The 15,044-nt window shown below is 59.8% G+C and carries 11 protein-coding genes and 1 tRNA gene; 9 read left to right on the top strand and 3 right to left on the bottom strand.

The features are described from left to right. The first annotated feature begins 44 nt into the window (after nucleotides 1–44). Entirely contained in the window at nucleotides 45–1,274 is a 1,230-nt protein-coding gene (locus FFI16_RS29640) for a multifunctional CCA addition/repair protein (protein ID WP_138813601.1), read from the top strand. Between the two features lie 79 nt (nucleotides 1,275–1,353). Here FFI16_RS29640 and folK read toward each other — a convergent pair whose 3' ends face one another. Both folK and folB read right to left on the bottom strand, forming a co-directional pair. Then, entirely contained in the window at nucleotides 1,354–1,872 is a 519-nt protein-coding gene (gene folK, locus FFI16_RS29635) for a 2-amino-4-hydroxy-6-hydroxymethyldihydropteridine diphosphokinase (RefSeq protein ID WP_138813600.1), read from the bottom strand. Then, entirely contained in the window at nucleotides 1,863–2,216 is a 354-nt protein-coding gene (gene folB / locus FFI16_RS29630) for a dihydroneopterin aldolase (protein WP_138813599.1), read from the bottom strand. Before folB ends, folK begins: the two co-directional genes overlap by 10 nt. A gap of 72 nt (nucleotides 2,217–2,288) precedes the next feature. Between folB and plsY the strand changes: the two genes are divergently transcribed. Further along, the gene (gene plsY, locus FFI16_RS29625; RefSeq protein WP_056857845.1) at nucleotides 2,289–2,858 is read left to right on the top strand and encodes a glycerol-3-phosphate 1-O-acyltransferase PlsY; all 570 of its coding nucleotides are present in this window, start codon (nucleotides 2,289–2,291) and stop codon (nucleotides 2,856–2,858) included. A 34-nt stretch (nucleotides 2,859–2,892) separates the two neighbouring features. On the opposite strand, the gene tsaD is transcribed toward plsY, so the two are convergent. After that, nucleotides 2,893–3,918: a tRNA (adenosine(37)-N6)-threonylcarbamoyltransferase complex transferase subunit TsaD gene (gene tsaD, locus FFI16_RS29620; protein ID WP_138813598.1), complete on the bottom strand. Its 1,026-nt coding sequence runs from the start codon at nucleotides 3,916–3,918 to the stop codon at nucleotides 2,893–2,895. A 203-nt stretch (nucleotides 3,919–4,121) separates the two neighbouring features. Between tsaD and rpsU the strand changes: the two genes are divergently transcribed. The 7 genes from rpsU (at nucleotide 4,122) to FFI16_RS29585 (ending at nucleotide 15,036) form a co-directional block, all read left to right on the top strand. Then, complete coding sequence (rpsU, locus tag FFI16_RS29615; protein ID WP_002551877.1) at nucleotides 4,122–4,337, top strand: 30S ribosomal protein S21; 216 nt, start codon at nucleotides 4,122–4,124, stop codon at nucleotides 4,335–4,337. 452 nt (nucleotides 4,338–4,789) lie between these two features. After that, nucleotides 4,790–6,760 (top strand): DNA primase, encoded by a 1,971-nt coding sequence (gene dnaG, locus FFI16_RS29610; RefSeq protein WP_138813597.1) that lies wholly within the window; start codon nucleotides 4,790–4,792, stop codon nucleotides 6,758–6,760. 67 nt (nucleotides 6,761–6,827) lie between these two features. Continuing rightward, on the top strand, nucleotides 6,828–8,678 hold the full coding sequence (rpoD, locus tag FFI16_RS29605; protein WP_138813596.1) for an RNA polymerase sigma factor RpoD: 1,851 nt from the start codon (nucleotides 6,828–6,830) through the stop codon (nucleotides 8,676–8,678). Between the two features lie 136 nt (nucleotides 8,679–8,814). After that, entirely contained in the window at nucleotides 8,815–12,558 is a 3,744-nt protein-coding gene (locus FFI16_RS29600; protein ID WP_138813595.1) for an EAL domain-containing protein, read from the top strand. A 15-nt stretch (nucleotides 12,559–12,573) separates the two neighbouring features. After that, nucleotides 12,574–12,650, top strand: a tRNA-Ile gene (locus tag FFI16_RS29595). A gap of 89 nt (nucleotides 12,651–12,739) precedes the next feature. Then, nucleotides 12,740–13,186, top strand: a complete 447-nt coding sequence (locus FFI16_RS29590; RefSeq protein ID WP_058420501.1) for an Lrp/AsnC family transcriptional regulator — start codon at nucleotides 12,740–12,742, stop codon at nucleotides 13,184–13,186. A gap of 167 nt (nucleotides 13,187–13,353) precedes the next feature. Then, entirely contained in the window at nucleotides 13,354–15,036 is a 1,683-nt protein-coding gene (locus FFI16_RS29585; protein ID WP_138815337.1) for an NAD(P)/FAD-dependent oxidoreductase, read from the top strand. Nucleotides 15,037–15,044 lie beyond the last annotated feature (8 nt).

Raw genomic sequence — 15,044 nt, 5'->3', positions numbered from 1 at the left:
GTCCGGCACAGGCGGTATCCTGTGCCGCTAATGGAGGCTTTTTCATGAAAATCTACACAGTCGGCGGTGCGGTGCGTGATCGCCTGCTCGGCCTCAAGGTCACCGATATCGACCGCGTCGTTGTGGGTGCGACCACTGAAGAAATGCTCGCCAAAGGCTACAAGCCAGTCGGCGCTGACTTCCCGGTATTCCTGGACCCCAAGAACGGCGATGAATACGCCCTCGCCCGCACCGAACGCAAAAGCGGTCGGGGTTATGGCGGCTTTGTGTTTCACGCCAGCCCCGAGGTCACGCTGGAAGAAGACCTGATTCGCCGCGACCTGACCATCAATGCCATGGCCGAAGATGATGACGGTAGCCTGACCGATCCTTATGGCGGCCAGAGCGACCTTAACGCCCGCATTCTGCGTCACGTTTCCCCCGCGTTCGCCGAAGATCCCTTGCGAGTGCTGCGTGTTGCGCGCTTTGCTGCGCGTTATGCCCACCTGGGTTTTACCGTCGCCCCGCAAACCCTGGAATTGATGCGCCAACTCAGCGAGTCCGGCGAACTGCAAGCCTTGACCCCGGAGCGCAGCTGGAAAGAGATTTCCCGAGCGCTGATGGAGGATCAGCCGCAGGTGTTCATTCAGGTATTGCGCGACTGCGACGCGCTGAAAACCCTGATGCCCGAAGTGAATGCGCTGTTTGGGGTGCCACAACCCGAAGCCCATCACCCCGAAATAGACACCGGCCTCCATACCTTGGGCGTGCTGGAACAGGCCGCCTTGCATCAGCAGCCGCTGACCGTGCGCTGGGCCTGCCTGCTGCACGACCTGGGCAAAGGTTTGACGCCTGTGGATAAGTTGCCACAGCACATTGCCCACGAACACACGGGCTTGAAGCTGATCAAGGCCGTCAATGAACGCTTCAAGGTGCCGAAGGATTGCCAGGAACTGGCCCTGCTGGTCGGCCAATATCACACCCATGGCCACCGTGCGCTGGAGCTCAAAGCCTCGACGTTGCTGGAGCTTCTGCAAAGTTTTGACGTGTATCGCCGGCCACAGCGCTTTGAAGAGTTTGTGGTGAGTTGCGAAATGGACGCCCGTGGCCGCAAGGGCCTGGAACACAGAAGTTATCCACAAGCGGATTATTTACGCGGCGCAGCCAAGGCGGCTCGCGAAGTACCGGTGGCGCCCTTGCTGGAAAGAGGGTTCAAAGGCCCGGAGCTGGGCGAGGCGCTCAAGCGTGAGCGGCTTAAAGTGCTCAAAACCTACAAAGAACAACAAAACCAGTAGTCGTTGCTCTTTGTAAGATCTTGGGGGCGCTGCGCCCCCCCAGCGGGAGCAAGCTCCCTCGCCACAGGAAGCTCGCCGCCTAAAGGAGCGTGCTCGGCGTCAGTTGCTGGCCCTGCCACTCAAAGCCAACAGGCGCCAGCACTTGGTCGATCTGCGCATCGCGCCATAACTCGGCCATTGTCTTATCGACTTGCGGATGCACACGATCCGGCGCCATCAACGACAACGGCCATAACACAAAAGCATTCTTCAGGATCTCTGCACGCGGCAGGATCAAACCATCGAAATTCCCCACCAGGTCACCGTACAGCAGCACGTCGATGTCCAACGGCAGCCCTTTGCGGTCCGGGGCATAACGGCCATTGTCGGCCTCGATGAATTTCAAACGGCGGTCCAGTTCCATCAACGGCAAGTCGGTGTACGCCGACACGACGAGGTTGAAAAATGGCCCGCTTTTGATGCCCACCGGCTGGCTTTCGAACACCGCAGAGCAGCGTACATCCGTCAGGAAGCTCGCCAACGCGTCCAAACCGGCACGCAGGTGCGACTCGCGCTCGATATTGCTGCCAAGGCCAAGGTAAACCTGAGTTAGCGACATCCGCGCTCGATCTCCACGCCCACGCCCTTGGCAGCCGGTACGGCACCGGGCTTGGTCAGTTTGAGGTGCAGCCAGGGAATCTGGAATTCGCTCATAAGCACTTCGGCCAGCCGCTCGGCAAAGGTTTCCACCAGTTGGTACTGGGATTGCTCGGCAAAAGCCTGGATGCGCGTGGAGACACTGGCGTAGTCCAGCGCCAGGGACAGGTCGTCACCGGCAGCCGCCGGGCGATTGTCCCAGGCGAAGCTCAGGTCCAGGCGCAGGCATTGTTTGATGCCGCGCTCCCAGTCGTAGGCCCCGATCACGGTGTCGACTTCCAGGCCTTCGATAAACACTCTGTCCAAGCTCTTCTCCGCAGCACGACAAGGGCGCAATGCCCCGTTAGAATCAGGGCGTCCTCGCCCGGAATAGTTAGCATGTTTTGGTTACTGGCGATTCTCGCCTACCTGCTCGGCTCGCTGTCCTTCGCCATTTTGCTCAGCCGCCTGACGGGAAATCCCGACCCGCGAATGAGTGGCTCAGGCAATGCCGGCGCCACCAATATGTTGCGCCTGGCCGGCAAAAAACTCGCCGTACTGACGCTGCTGGGCGACCTCTGCAAGGGCTTGTTGCCCGTACTGATCGCCAGCTTCGCCGGTCTTACCTTGCAACAGCAGGCCTGGGTGGGCGTGTGCGCCGTCCTGGGCCATCTGTTTCCACTGTACTTTCGTTTTCGCGGCGGCAAAGGCGTCGCGACCGCGGCCGGCATGCTGCTGGGGGTTTACCCTCCGGCAGCGCTGCTGGCCGTGCTGGCCTGGCTGCTGACGTTCTACCTGACCCGCACCAGCTCGCTGGCCGCCCTGATCGCCACGCCACTCACCCTGCCGTTGCTGGCCTGGCAGGCACCGGCGGCGTTACTGCCGATGAGCGTGCTGACACTGCTGATCGTATGGCGCCACCGCGGCAATTTACGCGACCTGTTTGCCGGGCGCGAACGGCATTTTTAAATACCGTTGATGAGTCCGGCTCAGGCCAATCCGCTTACAACGGCGAAAGCTGCTCCATCGGCCAGCGTGCCTGCACGCTGATCGCCAGGCTTTCGTGCTGCCCGGCCTGCAAGCGCTGGCAACCGGCGTAGGCAATCATTGCGCCATTGTCGGTGCAGAACTCAGGGCGTGCGTAAAACACATCCCCGTTCATGTCGCCGAGCATTTTTTCCAGCGAGGTGCGCAACGCCTTGTTGGCGCTGACGCCGCCTGCGATCACCAGGCGCTGCATGCCTGCCTGTTTCAGGGCGCGCTTGCACTTGATGGTCAAAGTCTCCACCACGGCCTGCTGGAACGCCAGCGCGATGTCGCAACGGGCTTGTTCACTGTCGTCCCCGGCGCTGACGCTTTGCTGCCAGGTGTTCAGCGCTGAGGTTTTCAAGCCGCTGAAGCTGAACATCAGGCCTGGGCGGTCGCACATCGGGCGCGGGAAGGTATAGCGGCCCGGCACGCCTTTTTCGGCCAGCCGCGCGATTTCCGGGCCACCGGGATAATTGAGGCCCATCATCTTCGCGGTCTTGTCGAAAGCTTCGCCGGCGGCGTCGTCCAGCGACTCACCCAAAAGCGTGTATTGGCCGATTCCATCCACTTGAACCAACTGCGTATGACCACCGGAAACCAACAAAGCGACGAACGGGAACTGCGGCGGTGTTTTTTCCAGCATCGGCGCCAGTAAATGGCCTTCCATATGGTGCACACCAAGGGCTGGAATGCCCCAGGCAAATGCCAGCGCCTGGGCGCAAGAGGCCCCAACCAGAAGGGCTCCGACCAATCCGGGGCCTGCGGTGTAGGCGATCGCGTCGATCTCGGTCGGCACGCAGCCGGCCTCGTCCAACACCTGGCGAATCAAGGGCAGCATGCGCTTGACATGATCGCGGCTGGCCAGCTCCGGCACCACCCCGCCATAGGCGCGGTGCAGGTCGATCTGACTGAACAGCGCATCGGCCAAAAGCCCGCGTTCACTGTCGTAAAGTGCGACACCGGTTTCGTCGCAGGAGGTTTCAAGTCCCAGTACTAGCATGGGTTTGCGCCTTGTAGAGGCTGAATTCGAAGGCGCGCATAATAGTCGCCACTCCCCCTCCCGACTAGCGGTTTTCGATCAGAGGCTTTGCATTCCGGTCAATGAGGGGTTAACATCCGCAACCCTTAAAAACCGACGACCTCAGCCGCGAATTTTTTGCGACGAGAACGTTGATTCCCGGTAATGAAAGAAGGTAGCTCTGGATGCCAGCCGTCAAAGTAAAAGAGAACGAACCCTTCGACGTAGCTCTGCGTCGTTTCAAGCGCTCCTGCGAAAAAGCCGGTGTTCTGGCTGAAGTTCGTAGCCGCGAATTTTATGAGAAGCCAACTTCTGAGCGTAAGCGTAAAGCAGCAGCCGCTGTTAAGCGTCACGCCAAGAAAGTTCAGCGCGAACAGCGCCGCGCCGTTCGTCTGTACTAATACACAGACTTACGTAGCAAGCTTCTGCCAAGCCCGGCCCTCAGCCGGGCTGTTGGCATTTGCGGATATCGCTTGATGCTTCACCGTCGACGCCGCACACGCGACCGAGACACTGCTTCACACGTCAGGACTGGCTCTTCTGCCAGCGGTGCGCGTCTCTTCTGACGAGCCTAACAAGGCTACTGACGAGCACACCCCTTTTTCTTGCAACACAGATTTCTACAAACAGACGATCAACTGTGTCGGCTGTGCCCATCAAGGCGTTTCCGCGGCCACTATTGGCCAACACCGGACGCACGGGCAACATTCCAAGCCGAAGACTGATAGAAATTAACGTCAGTGAATGCTCGGCAGATACACTCCCCATATAAACGACAGATGTTCGAGCACTCGATACGTGCGCTTGATCACTTCACGGGCCCTCATTTACACGCAGTGATGACGAGAACGCCATGGCCGGGCTGATTCCCCAGAGTTTTATTGACGACCTTCTTAACCGCACCGACATCGTCGACGTTGTCAGCTCGCGCGTGCAAATGAAGAAGGCCGGCAAGAACTACACCGCCTGTTGCCCGTTCCACAAAGAAAAAACCCCGTCATTCAGCGTCAGCCCCGACAAGCAGTTCTACTACTGCTTCGGTTGTGGCGCAGGCGGCAACGCCCTCGGCTTTATCATGGACCACGACAACCTGGACTTCCCCCAGGCCGTCGAGGAACTGGCCAAAGCCGCCGGCATGGAAATCCCCCGCGAAGAAAGTGGCCGCCCACACAAGCCGCGCCAACCCACCGATTCGCCGCTGTACCCGCTGCTGACAGCCGCTGCCGACTTCTACCGTCAGGCGCTTAAAAGCCATCCGCAGCGCAAGGCCGCCGTCGAGTACCTCAAGGGCCGTGGCCTCACCGGCGAGATCGCCCGGGATTTTGGCCTGGGTTTCGCCCCGCCAGGCTGGGACAACCTTTACAAACACTTGAGCAGCGACACACTGCAGCAGAAGGCCATGATCGATGCCGGCCTGCTGGTGGAAAACGCCGAGACCGGCAAGCGTTATGACCGCTTCCGCGACCGCGTGATGTTTCCGATCCGCGACAGCCGTGGCCGCATCATCGCTTTTGGTGGTCGCGTATTGGGTGACGACAAGCCCAAGTACCTGAACTCCCCGGAAACACCGGTGTTTCATAAGGGCCAGGAACTCTACGGCCTGTTTGAAGCACGCAAGAACAATCGCAACCTCGATGAAATCATCGTGGTGGAAGGCTACATGGACGTGATTGCCCTGGCCCAGCAGGGCCTGCGCAATGCCGTCGCTACACTGGGCACCGCCACCAGCGAAGAACACATGAAGCGCCTGTTTCGCGTAGTGCCCAGCGTGCTGTTCTGTTTCGACGGCGACCAGGCTGGCCGCAACGCCGCGTGGCGTGCGCTCGAAGCCACGTTGTCGAGCCTGCAGGACGGGCGCCGCGCGCGCTTTCTGTTCCTGCCCGAAGGCGAAGACCCGGACACCCTGGTGCGCTCCGAAGGCACCGATGCCTTCCGCGCCCGCATCAATCAACACGCGCAGCCGCTGGCGGACTATTTCTTCCAGCAATTGACCGAAGAAGCCGACCCGCGCTCCCTCGAAGGCAAGGCCCACATGGCCACCCTCGCAGCGCCGCTGATCGATAAAGTGCCGGGCGCCAACCTGAAATCGCTGATGCGCATGCGCTTGCTGGAAATCACCGGCTTGAGTGGCGAGGCCGTCAGCCAGCTGGTGCACAGCGCGCCGCAGGAAGCACCGCCAGCCTACGACCCTGGCATGGATTACGACGCCATGCCGGATTATTCAGACTTCCACCAACCGCAGGAGGCCTACGCGCCCCAGCAGGAATGGACGCCGAAGAAACCCGGTGCCGGCGGCAAAAAATGGGACAAAAAACCCTGGAGCAAGAACGGCAAGCGCGGTGACCGTGACGAGGCTTACGCGCCGCGAACTCCTGTCGCTGTCGAAGCTCCAACGCTCATTGCGCTGCGCACACTTATTCACCACCCGCAATTGGCAAAAAAAGTTGAAAGCGCCGATCACTTTGCCAACGAGAGCAACACTTATGCTCAGGTACTGATCGCCTTGATCGAGGCGGTACAGAAAAATCCTAAGCTAAACTCAATTCAATTGATGGCTCGTTGGCATGGCACCGAACAAGGACGTTTGCTCAAAGCATTGGCGGAAAAGGAGTGGCTAATTGACGGCGACAACCTTGAACAACAGTTTTTAGACACCATTACTAGGTTATCCGCAGGTCAGCACACCCAGACCCTGGATGAGCTGATCAAGCGTGCAAGGCAGCCGGGATTGTCGGCTGAAGAGCAAATTCAGATAGCAAAACAGATGCGCGACCTCTTAAAACAGAATGTTTGCACATCAAACCCGACCTCAGCTGGCGTGTGAGGTCATAGCTCGGGTATAATCCTCGGCTTGTTTTTTGCCCGCCAAGACCTTCAGTGGATAGGGTGTTATGTCCGGAAAAGCGCAACAGCAGTCTCGTATCAAAGAGTTGATCACACTGGGTCGTGAGCAGGGTTACCTGACTTACGCGGAGGTCAACGACCACCTGCCTGAGGATATTTCAGATCCAGAGCAGGTGGAAGACATCATCCGCATGATTAACGACATGGGGATCAACGTATTCGAAACTGCGCCAGATAAGGATTCCCTTATGCTGGCCGACGCCGATACCGACGAAGCCGCCGCTGAAGAAGCCGCCGCCGCGTTGGCTGCGGTGGAGACCGATATCGGCCGCACGACGGACCCTGTGCGCATGTATATGCGTGAAATGGGTACCGTGGAGCTGCTGACACGCGAAGGCGAAATCGAAATCGCCAAGCGTATCGAAGAGGGCATCCGTGAAGTGATGGGCGCAATTGCGCACTTCCCAGGCACGGTTGACCATATTCTCTCCGAGTACACCCGCGTTACCACCGAAGGTGGTCGCCTGTCCGACGTTCTGAGTGGCTACATCGACCCGGACGACGGCATTGCGCCGCCTGCCGCCGAAGTGCCGCCGCCTGTCGATGCGAAAGCCGCGAAAGCCGACGACGAAGCCGAAGACGACGATGCTGAAGCCAGCAGCGACGACGAAGACGAAGTTGAAAGCGGTCCGGACCCGATCATCGCTGCCCAGCGTTTCGGTGCGGTTTCCGATCAAATGGAAATCACCCGCAAGGCTCTGAAAAAGCACGGTCGCGCCAACAAGCTGGTAATTGCCGAGCTGGTGGCCCTGGCTGAGCTGTTCATGCCGATCAAGCTGGTGCCTAAGCAATTTGAAGGCCTGGTTGAGCGTGTTCGCAGTGCCCTAGAGCGCCTGCGTGCTCAAGAGCGCGCAATCATGCAGCTGTGTGTGCGTGATGCACGCATGCCGCGTGCCGACTTCCTGCGCCAGTTCCCGGGCAACGAAGTAGACGAAAGCTGGTCCGACGGCCTCGCCAAGGGCAAAGGCAAATACGCCGAAGCCATTGGCCGCTTGCAACCGGACATCATTCGTTGCCAGCAAAAGCTGATCGCCCTGCAAAACGAAACCGGTCTGACGATTGCTGAAATCAAAGACATCAACCGTCGCATGTCGATCGGTGAGGCCAAGGCCCGCCGCGCGAAGAAAGAGATGGTTGAAGCGAACTTGCGTCTGGTGATCTCGATCGCCAAAAAGTACACCAACCGTGGCCTGCAATTCCTCGATCTGATCCAGGAAGGCAACATCGGCTTGATGAAGGCGGTGGACAAGTTCGAATACCGTCGCGGCTACAAGTTCTCGACTTATGCCACCTGGTGGATCCGTCAGGCGATCACTCGCTCGATCGCCGACCAGGCTCGCACCATCCGTATTCCGGTGCACATGATCGAGACGATCAACAAGCTCAACCGTATTTCCCGGCAGATGTTGCAGGAAATGGGTCGCGAACCGACCCCGGAAGAGCTGGGCGAACGCATGGAAATGCCTGAGGATAAAATCCGCAAGGTATTAAAGATCGCTAAAGAGCCGATCTCCATGGAAACGCCGATTGGTGATGACGAAGACTCCCATCTGGGTGACTTCATCGAAGACTCGACCATGCAGTCGCCAATCGATGTCGCCACTGTTGAGAGCCTTAAAGAAGCGACTCGCGACGTACTGTCCGGCCTCACTGCCCGTGAAGCCAAGGTACTGCGCATGCGTTTCGGCATCGACATGAATACCGACCACACCCTTGAGGAAGTCGGTAAGCAGTTTGACGTGACCCGCGAGCGGATCCGTCAGATCGAAGCCAAGGCGCTGCGCAAGTTGCGCCACCCGACGCGAAGCGAGCATCTGCGCTCCTTCCTCGACGAGTGATACCAGAACCCCCGGCCCAGGCCGGGGGTTTTGTTTTCTATAGATTAATTTCTACAGATTAACTTCCCCCGCAACCACCCTCCCCCGCAATGCCCGTCTACACTCGACACATTCCCCGTGCCATAACGAGACCGTTATGCCCAGACTGCCGACCGTGATACTGCTGTCGCTGCTGACCTGGACCGCAACGGCTGGCGCGTTGACTCTTACTGATGATGAGCGTGGCTGGCTGGCGGACCATCAGGAGCTGCGCCTGGGGGTGGACGCTTCTTGGCCGCCCTTCGAATACCGTGATGAAAATGGCCGTTATCAAGGCCTTGCTGCCGACTATGTACGCCTGATCCAGGACCGCCTGGGCGTACGGATCAAACTGATCGAGCCAGCAAACTGGACCGCCGTGCTCGAACAGGCGAAAAACAACCAGCTCGACCTGCTGCCCGGCATCATGTCGACGCCCGAGCGCCAGAACTACCTGGCCTTTACGCGCCCCTACCTGGACTTTCCCATCGTCATCCTCGCCCATGAGGGCGGCGCGAAACCGCGCAACCTCAAAGACCTGTACGGCCTGAAGATTGCCGTGGTGGAAAACTACGCGCCGCACGAATTACTGCGCACTCACCATCCCGACCTCAACCTGGTGGCCATGCCCAACGTCAGCTCGACGCTGCAAGCCCTGGCCACCGATGAGGTGGATGCGGTTGTCAGCGACCTCGCCTCCAGCGTCTGGAGCCTGCGCCAGCTCAAGCTGGATGGTTTGTACGTCAGCGGCGAAACGCCCTATCGCTACCAGCTGGCGATGGGCGTGCCGCGCGATCAGAAAATACTGGTGGGCATCCTGGACAAAGTCCTCGCCGACCTCAGCTCCGACGAAACCGACGCAATCCAGCAACACTGGGTCGGCAGCGTCACCGATCACCGCACCTTCTGGGCCGATTTGCTGATGTACGGCCTGCCGGCGGTCTTGCTGTTGAGCACAGTGTTGGCCATCGTGATTCGCATCAACCGCCGGCTCAGCTCGGAAATTGCCCGGCGGGTCGCCCTTGAGCAGGAATTGCGCAGCAGCGAATACCATTATCGTGGCCTGGTGGAGAGCCTGTCCGCGATTGCCTGGGAAGCCAGCATCACCGACTTCACCTACAGCTACGTGTCGCCCCATGCCGAGGACCTGCTGGGTTACCCCCGTGCCCATTGGCTGATTCCAGGCTTCTGGCGCAACATCATCCACCCCGCCGACCTGACGCGCGCAGAGGCATACTGCTACCGGGAAACCCGTGCCAACCGCGATCACAGCCTCGATTACCGGGTGATCACCGCCGACGGCCGTTGCTTATGGGTGCGCGATATCGTCAGCCTGATCGAGCACGGCCATGAGCCGGTGTTGCGCGGCTTGATGATCGATATCAGCGAAGCCAAGCGTACTGAAGAGGCATTGCAGCTTTCCGAAGAGAAGTTTGCCTCGGTGTTTCAGCAATGCCCGGACATTCTGGTGATCGCCCGCCTCTCTGATGGCTGCCTGCTGGAGGTGAACAAGGCCTTCGAGGACCAGATTGGGCTAAGCGCCGAACAAGTCGTGGGCAAAACCGCCACCGAGCTGAATATCTGGGGCGTTCAAGGCGTTGGCCCCGACCTGCTGCAACGTGTGCAGACCACCAGCATCCGCAACCTGGAAATGCCGTTTCTACGCAGCAATGGCCAAGCGTTTACCGGGCTGATCTCCGCCGAGCCGTTCCAACTCGACACCACCGAAGCCTTGGTGGTGGTGGTGCGGGACATCACCCAACTCAAGGAAACCCAGCAACTGCTGCAAACCTCCGAAGAGAAGTTCGCCAAGGCCTTCCACGCCTCACCCGACGGTTTGCTGCTCAGCCGCCAGCGCGATGGGCGTTTGATCGAAGTGAACGAAGGCTTCACCCGCCTGACGGGTTTCACCAGCGCCAGTTCGCTCGACCAGTCGACCCTGGACCTGGGCATCTGGGTCGACCTCAACGAACGCAAACACCTGCTGGAATTGATGCAACGCGACGGTTTTGTGCGCGACTTCGTCTGCCATATCCGCCGCGCCGACGGCTTGATTCGCCTGTGCGAAGTGTCCAGTCGCCCGCTGCCCATCGGCGAGGAAGACTGCATGTTGACCATCGCCCGCGACATCACCGAGCGCCAAGTGATGCAGGAAAAACTGCAGCAGGCCGCCACCGTATTCGAGAGCACCGCCGAGGGCGTATTGATCACCGACACCCGGCAGAACATCAGCGCCGTCAACCGTGCCTTCAGCGAAATCACCGGCTACAGCGAAGCCGAAGCCCTCGGCAGCACGCCGCGCCTGCTCGCTTCCGGCCTGCATGACAGCGCGTTCTATGCGGCGATGTGGCATCAATTGACGGCCCACGGTCATTGGCAGGGCGAGATTTCCAACCGCCGCAAAAACGGCGAGCTGTACCCCAGTTGGCTGACCATCAGCGCCGTGCGCAACCGCGACCAGTTGATCACGCACTTTGTTGCCGTGTTTGCCGATATCTCCAGCCTCAAGCACGCCCAGGCTCGCCTCGACTACCAAGCCCACCACGACCCACTGACCGGCCTGCCCAACCGCACCCTGTTTGAAAGCCGACTGCAAGCCGCCCTCAACAGCCAGGAAGAAACCGGTAATCAAGGCGCTGTATTGTTCCTCGACCTGGACCGCTTCAAACACATCAACGACAGCCTCGGCCACCCCGTCGGCGACCTGCTGCTCAAGGACATCGCCGTGCGCCTCAAGGAACAATTGCGCGACATCGACACCGTGGCACGCCTGGGTGGCGACGAATTCATCATCCTGCTGCCCGGCCTGCAACAAGCCAGCGATGCCGAACACCTGGCCAATAAACTGCTCGCCTGCTTCACCCCGCCATTCCAGGCCGGCGAGCATGAGTTTTTTATCAGCGCCAGTATCGGCACCAGCCTCTATCCACAGGACGGCATCGACGTCGCCACCCTGGTCAAAAACGCCGACGCCGCGATGTACCGCTCCAAGGCCAAAGGCCGCAACCGAGTCGAAAGCTACACCCAGGACCTCACCGCCCAGGCCAACGAACGCGTGGCACTCGAACACGAACTGCGCCGCGCCATCGAGCGTGAAGAGCTGTTTTTGTACTACCAACCCAAGCGCAGCCTGGTCACCCAGGAACTGATCGGCGCCGAAGCCTTGATTCGCTGGCACCACCCGACCTTTGGCGACGTGCCGCCGGAACACTTCATCGCCCTGGCCGAAGAGAACGGCATGATCCTGCAAATTGGCGACTGGGTACTGGAACAAGCCTGCCGGCAGATGCACACGTGGAAACACGCCTTCAACGACTTCGGCCCACTGTCAGTCAACCTCGCCGGCGCACAACTGCGTCACCCCAACCTGCTCGCGCGCATCGAACAACTGCTGCATGACTACCACCTGGAGCCCGGTTGCCTGCAACTGGAGATCACCGAAAACTTCATCATGAGCCAGGCCGAAGAAGCCCTCGAAGTGCTGCACCAACTCAAGCACCTGGGCGTGCAACTGGCCATCGATGACTTTGGCACCGGCTACTCATCCCTCAGCTACCTCAAGCGCCTGCCACTGGATTTCCTCAAGATCGACCAGTCCTTCGTGCGCGGCCTGCCCGACGACCCCCACGACGCCGCCATCGTGCGCGCCATCATCGCCCTGGGCCACAGCATGCAATTCACCATCATCGCCGAAGGCGTGGAAAACCCCGCACAACAGGCCTTCCTGGCCGCCGAAGGCTGCGAACAGATGCAAGGCTACATCGTCAGCCTGCCGCTGCCGCCGGAGCTTTTTGCCGAGACCTTTCTTCATATGCGGGTTTCAGACTTTTCGGATGGCACAGCACGGAAACCGTCGCTATAATCCGCGTCCTACTGAGGGCCTATAGCTCAGTTGGTTAGAGCAGGGGACTCATAATCCCTTGGTCGTAGGTTCGAGTCCTACTGGGCCCACCAAACAAGAAAGCCGCGCATTGCGCGGCTTTTTCGTGTCTGGAAGTCTGTAACATACCGCCTCATTGCCCCCCCGCACCGGAGCCCCACCCTTGCCCGCCCTCGACGAAATCGATCGCCAACTGATCGCCGCCTTGCAGATCAACGCCCGCGAAAGCGTAGCCATGCTAGCCCGGCAGTTGGGGATTGCGCGCACCACGGTGACCTCGCGCCTGGCGCGCCTGGAGAAAACCCAGGTGATCACCGGTTATGGCGTGCGCCTCGGGCAGCGTGTGGTCGATGGGGGTTTGCAGGCGTATGTCGGCATCACCGTTCAAGCGCGTTCGGGCAAGGAAGTGCTGCGCAGGCTGAGCGCCATGGCGCAGGTTCAGCAGTTGTGTGCGGTGAGTGGCGAGTTCGATTACGTGGCTTGGCTGCGCACTGATTCGCCGGAACAGTTGGACCAGTTGCTGGACCAGATCGGCAGCGTCGAGGGCGTGGAAAAAACCACCACGTCGATCATCCTCAGTAACAAATTGGACCGTGGCCAGCCAGTTTGACCAGTCACTTCGTCATTCTGACTAAAAACAATCCAATCCGACGACACATTGCGTCTTAATAACGAACGCTACGCTCCCTAAACTGGCTGCCATCTTTTCCTATACTCAACGGGCCGAACCCCGCCGAGTCATCAGTAAGGTCAGCCATGAGCATTCCGTCCAGCACCATCAGCAAGACCAATCGCCATCCCGCCGACGGTAAAAAACCTATCACCATCTTTGGCCCGGATTTCCCGTTTGCCTTTGATGACTGGATCGAACACCCGGCCGGCCTGGGTAGCATTCCTGCGGTCAACCATGGCGCGGAAGTGGCAATTGTGGGCGCCGGGATCGCGGGGTTGGTGGCGGCCTACGAGCTGATGAAGCTGGGCCTCAAGCCGGTGGTGTATGAGGCATCGAAGATGGGCGGGCGCTTGCGCTCCCAGGCCTTTGAAGGCGCCGAAGGCATCATCGCCGAGCTGGGCGGCATGCGTTTTCCGGTGTCGTCCACCGCGTTCTACCACTATGTGGACAAGTTGGGCCTGGAGACCAAACCTTTTCCCAACCCGCTGACACCTGCTTCCGGCAGCACAGTGGTCGACCTCGAAGGCCAGACCCACTACGCGCAGAAACTCTCGGACTTGCCCGTGCTGTTCCAGGAGGTGGCCGATGCCTGGGCGGATGCACTGGAGGCCGGCTCGCAGTTCGGTGATATCCAGCAAGCCATTCGCGACCGTGACGTGCCGCGCCTCAAAGCGCTGTGGAACAAGCTGGTACCGCTGTGGGACGACCGCACCTTCTATGACTTCGTCGCCACGTCCAAGGCGTTCGCCAAGCTGTCGTTCGCGCACCGCGAAGTGTTTGGCCAGGTGGGTTTCGGCACGGGTGGCTGGGACTCGGATTTCCCCAACTCGATGCTGGAAATCTTCCGAGTGGTGATGACCAACTGCGACGATCACCAACACCTGGTGGTTGGCGGCGTAGCGCAAGTGCCCATGGGCATCTGGCGCCATGTGCCGGAGCGTTGCGCGCATTGGCCTGCCGGCACCAGCCTCAGCTCCTTGCATCGCGGTGCGCCACGGGCGGGGGTAAAACGCATTGCCCACGCTACCGATGGCCGTTTTGCGGTCACCGACAACTACGGCGACACCCGCGAATACGCTGCCGTGCTCACCACCTGCCAAAGCTGGCTGCTGACCACTCAAATCGAATGCGACGAAACGCTGTTCTCGCAAAAGATGTGGATGGCCCTGGACCGCACGCGCTACATGCAATCGTCGAAAACCTTCGTGATGGTCGACCGCCCGTTCTGGAAAGACAAAGACCCGGAGACCGGCCGCGACCTGATGAGCATGACCCTCACCGACCGCCTCACCCGTGGCACCTATCTGTTCGACAACGGTGACGACAAGCCAGGCGTGATTTGCCTGTCGTATTCGTGGATGAGTGACGCGCTGAAAATGCTCCCGCAGCCCATCGACAAGCGCGTGAAACTGGCCCTCGACGCGCTGAAAAAGATCTACCCGAAAGTCGATATCAAGGCGCGCATCATCGGCGACCCGATCACCGTGTCCTGGGAAGCCGACCCGCATTTCCTCGGGGCCTTCAAAGGCGCATTGCCCGGCCACTATCGCTACAACCAGCGCATGTATGCGCACTTTATGCAGAAGGACATGCCCGCCGAACAGCGTGGGATTTTTATCGCCGGTGACGACGTATCCTGGACACCTGCGTGGGTCGAGGGCGCGGTGCAAACCTCGCTGAATGCGGTGTGGGGCATCATGACCCACTTCGGCGGCGGCACTCACCCCGAGAACCCGGGCCCAGGTGATGTCTTTGACGAAATCGGCCCGATCGCCCTGGCCGATTAAGGAGTTGC

The organism is Pseudomonas sp. KBS0710, from assembly GCF_005938045.2.
Taxonomy (GTDB): domain Bacteria; phylum Pseudomonadota; class Gammaproteobacteria; order Pseudomonadales; family Pseudomonadaceae; genus Aquipseudomonas.
This window is presented reverse-complemented; position numbering and strand designations above follow the sequence as displayed.

Bases quoted from the DNA above. Each gene is read 5' to 3' on its own strand.
- plsY (WP_056857845.1), top strand. From the start codon at position 2,289: ATGTTTTGGTTACTGGCGATTCTCGCCTACCTGCTCGGCTCGCTGTCC.
- folK (WP_138813600.1), bottom strand. From the start codon at position 1,872: ATGTCGCTAACTCAGGTTTACCTTGGCCTTGGCAGCAATATCGAGCGC.
- FFI16_RS29640 (WP_138813601.1), top strand. From the start codon at position 45: ATGAAAATCTACACAGTCGGCGGTGCGGTGCGTGATCGCCTGCTCGGC.
- dnaG (WP_138813597.1), top strand. From the start codon at position 4,790: ATGGCCGGGCTGATTCCCCAGAGTTTTATTGACGACCTTCTTAACCGC.
- FFI16_RS29600 (WP_138813595.1), top strand. From the start codon at position 8,815: ATGCCCAGACTGCCGACCGTGATACTGCTGTCGCTGCTGACCTGGACC.
- tsaD (WP_138813598.1), bottom strand. From the start codon at position 3,918: ATGCTAGTACTGGGACTTGAAACCTCCTGCGACGAAACCGGTGTCGCA.
- rpoD (WP_138813596.1), top strand. From the start codon at position 6,828: ATGTCCGGAAAAGCGCAACAGCAGTCTCGTATCAAAGAGTTGATCACA.
- rpsU (WP_002551877.1), top strand. From the start codon at position 4,122: ATGCCAGCCGTCAAAGTAAAAGAGAACGAACCCTTCGACGTAGCTCTG.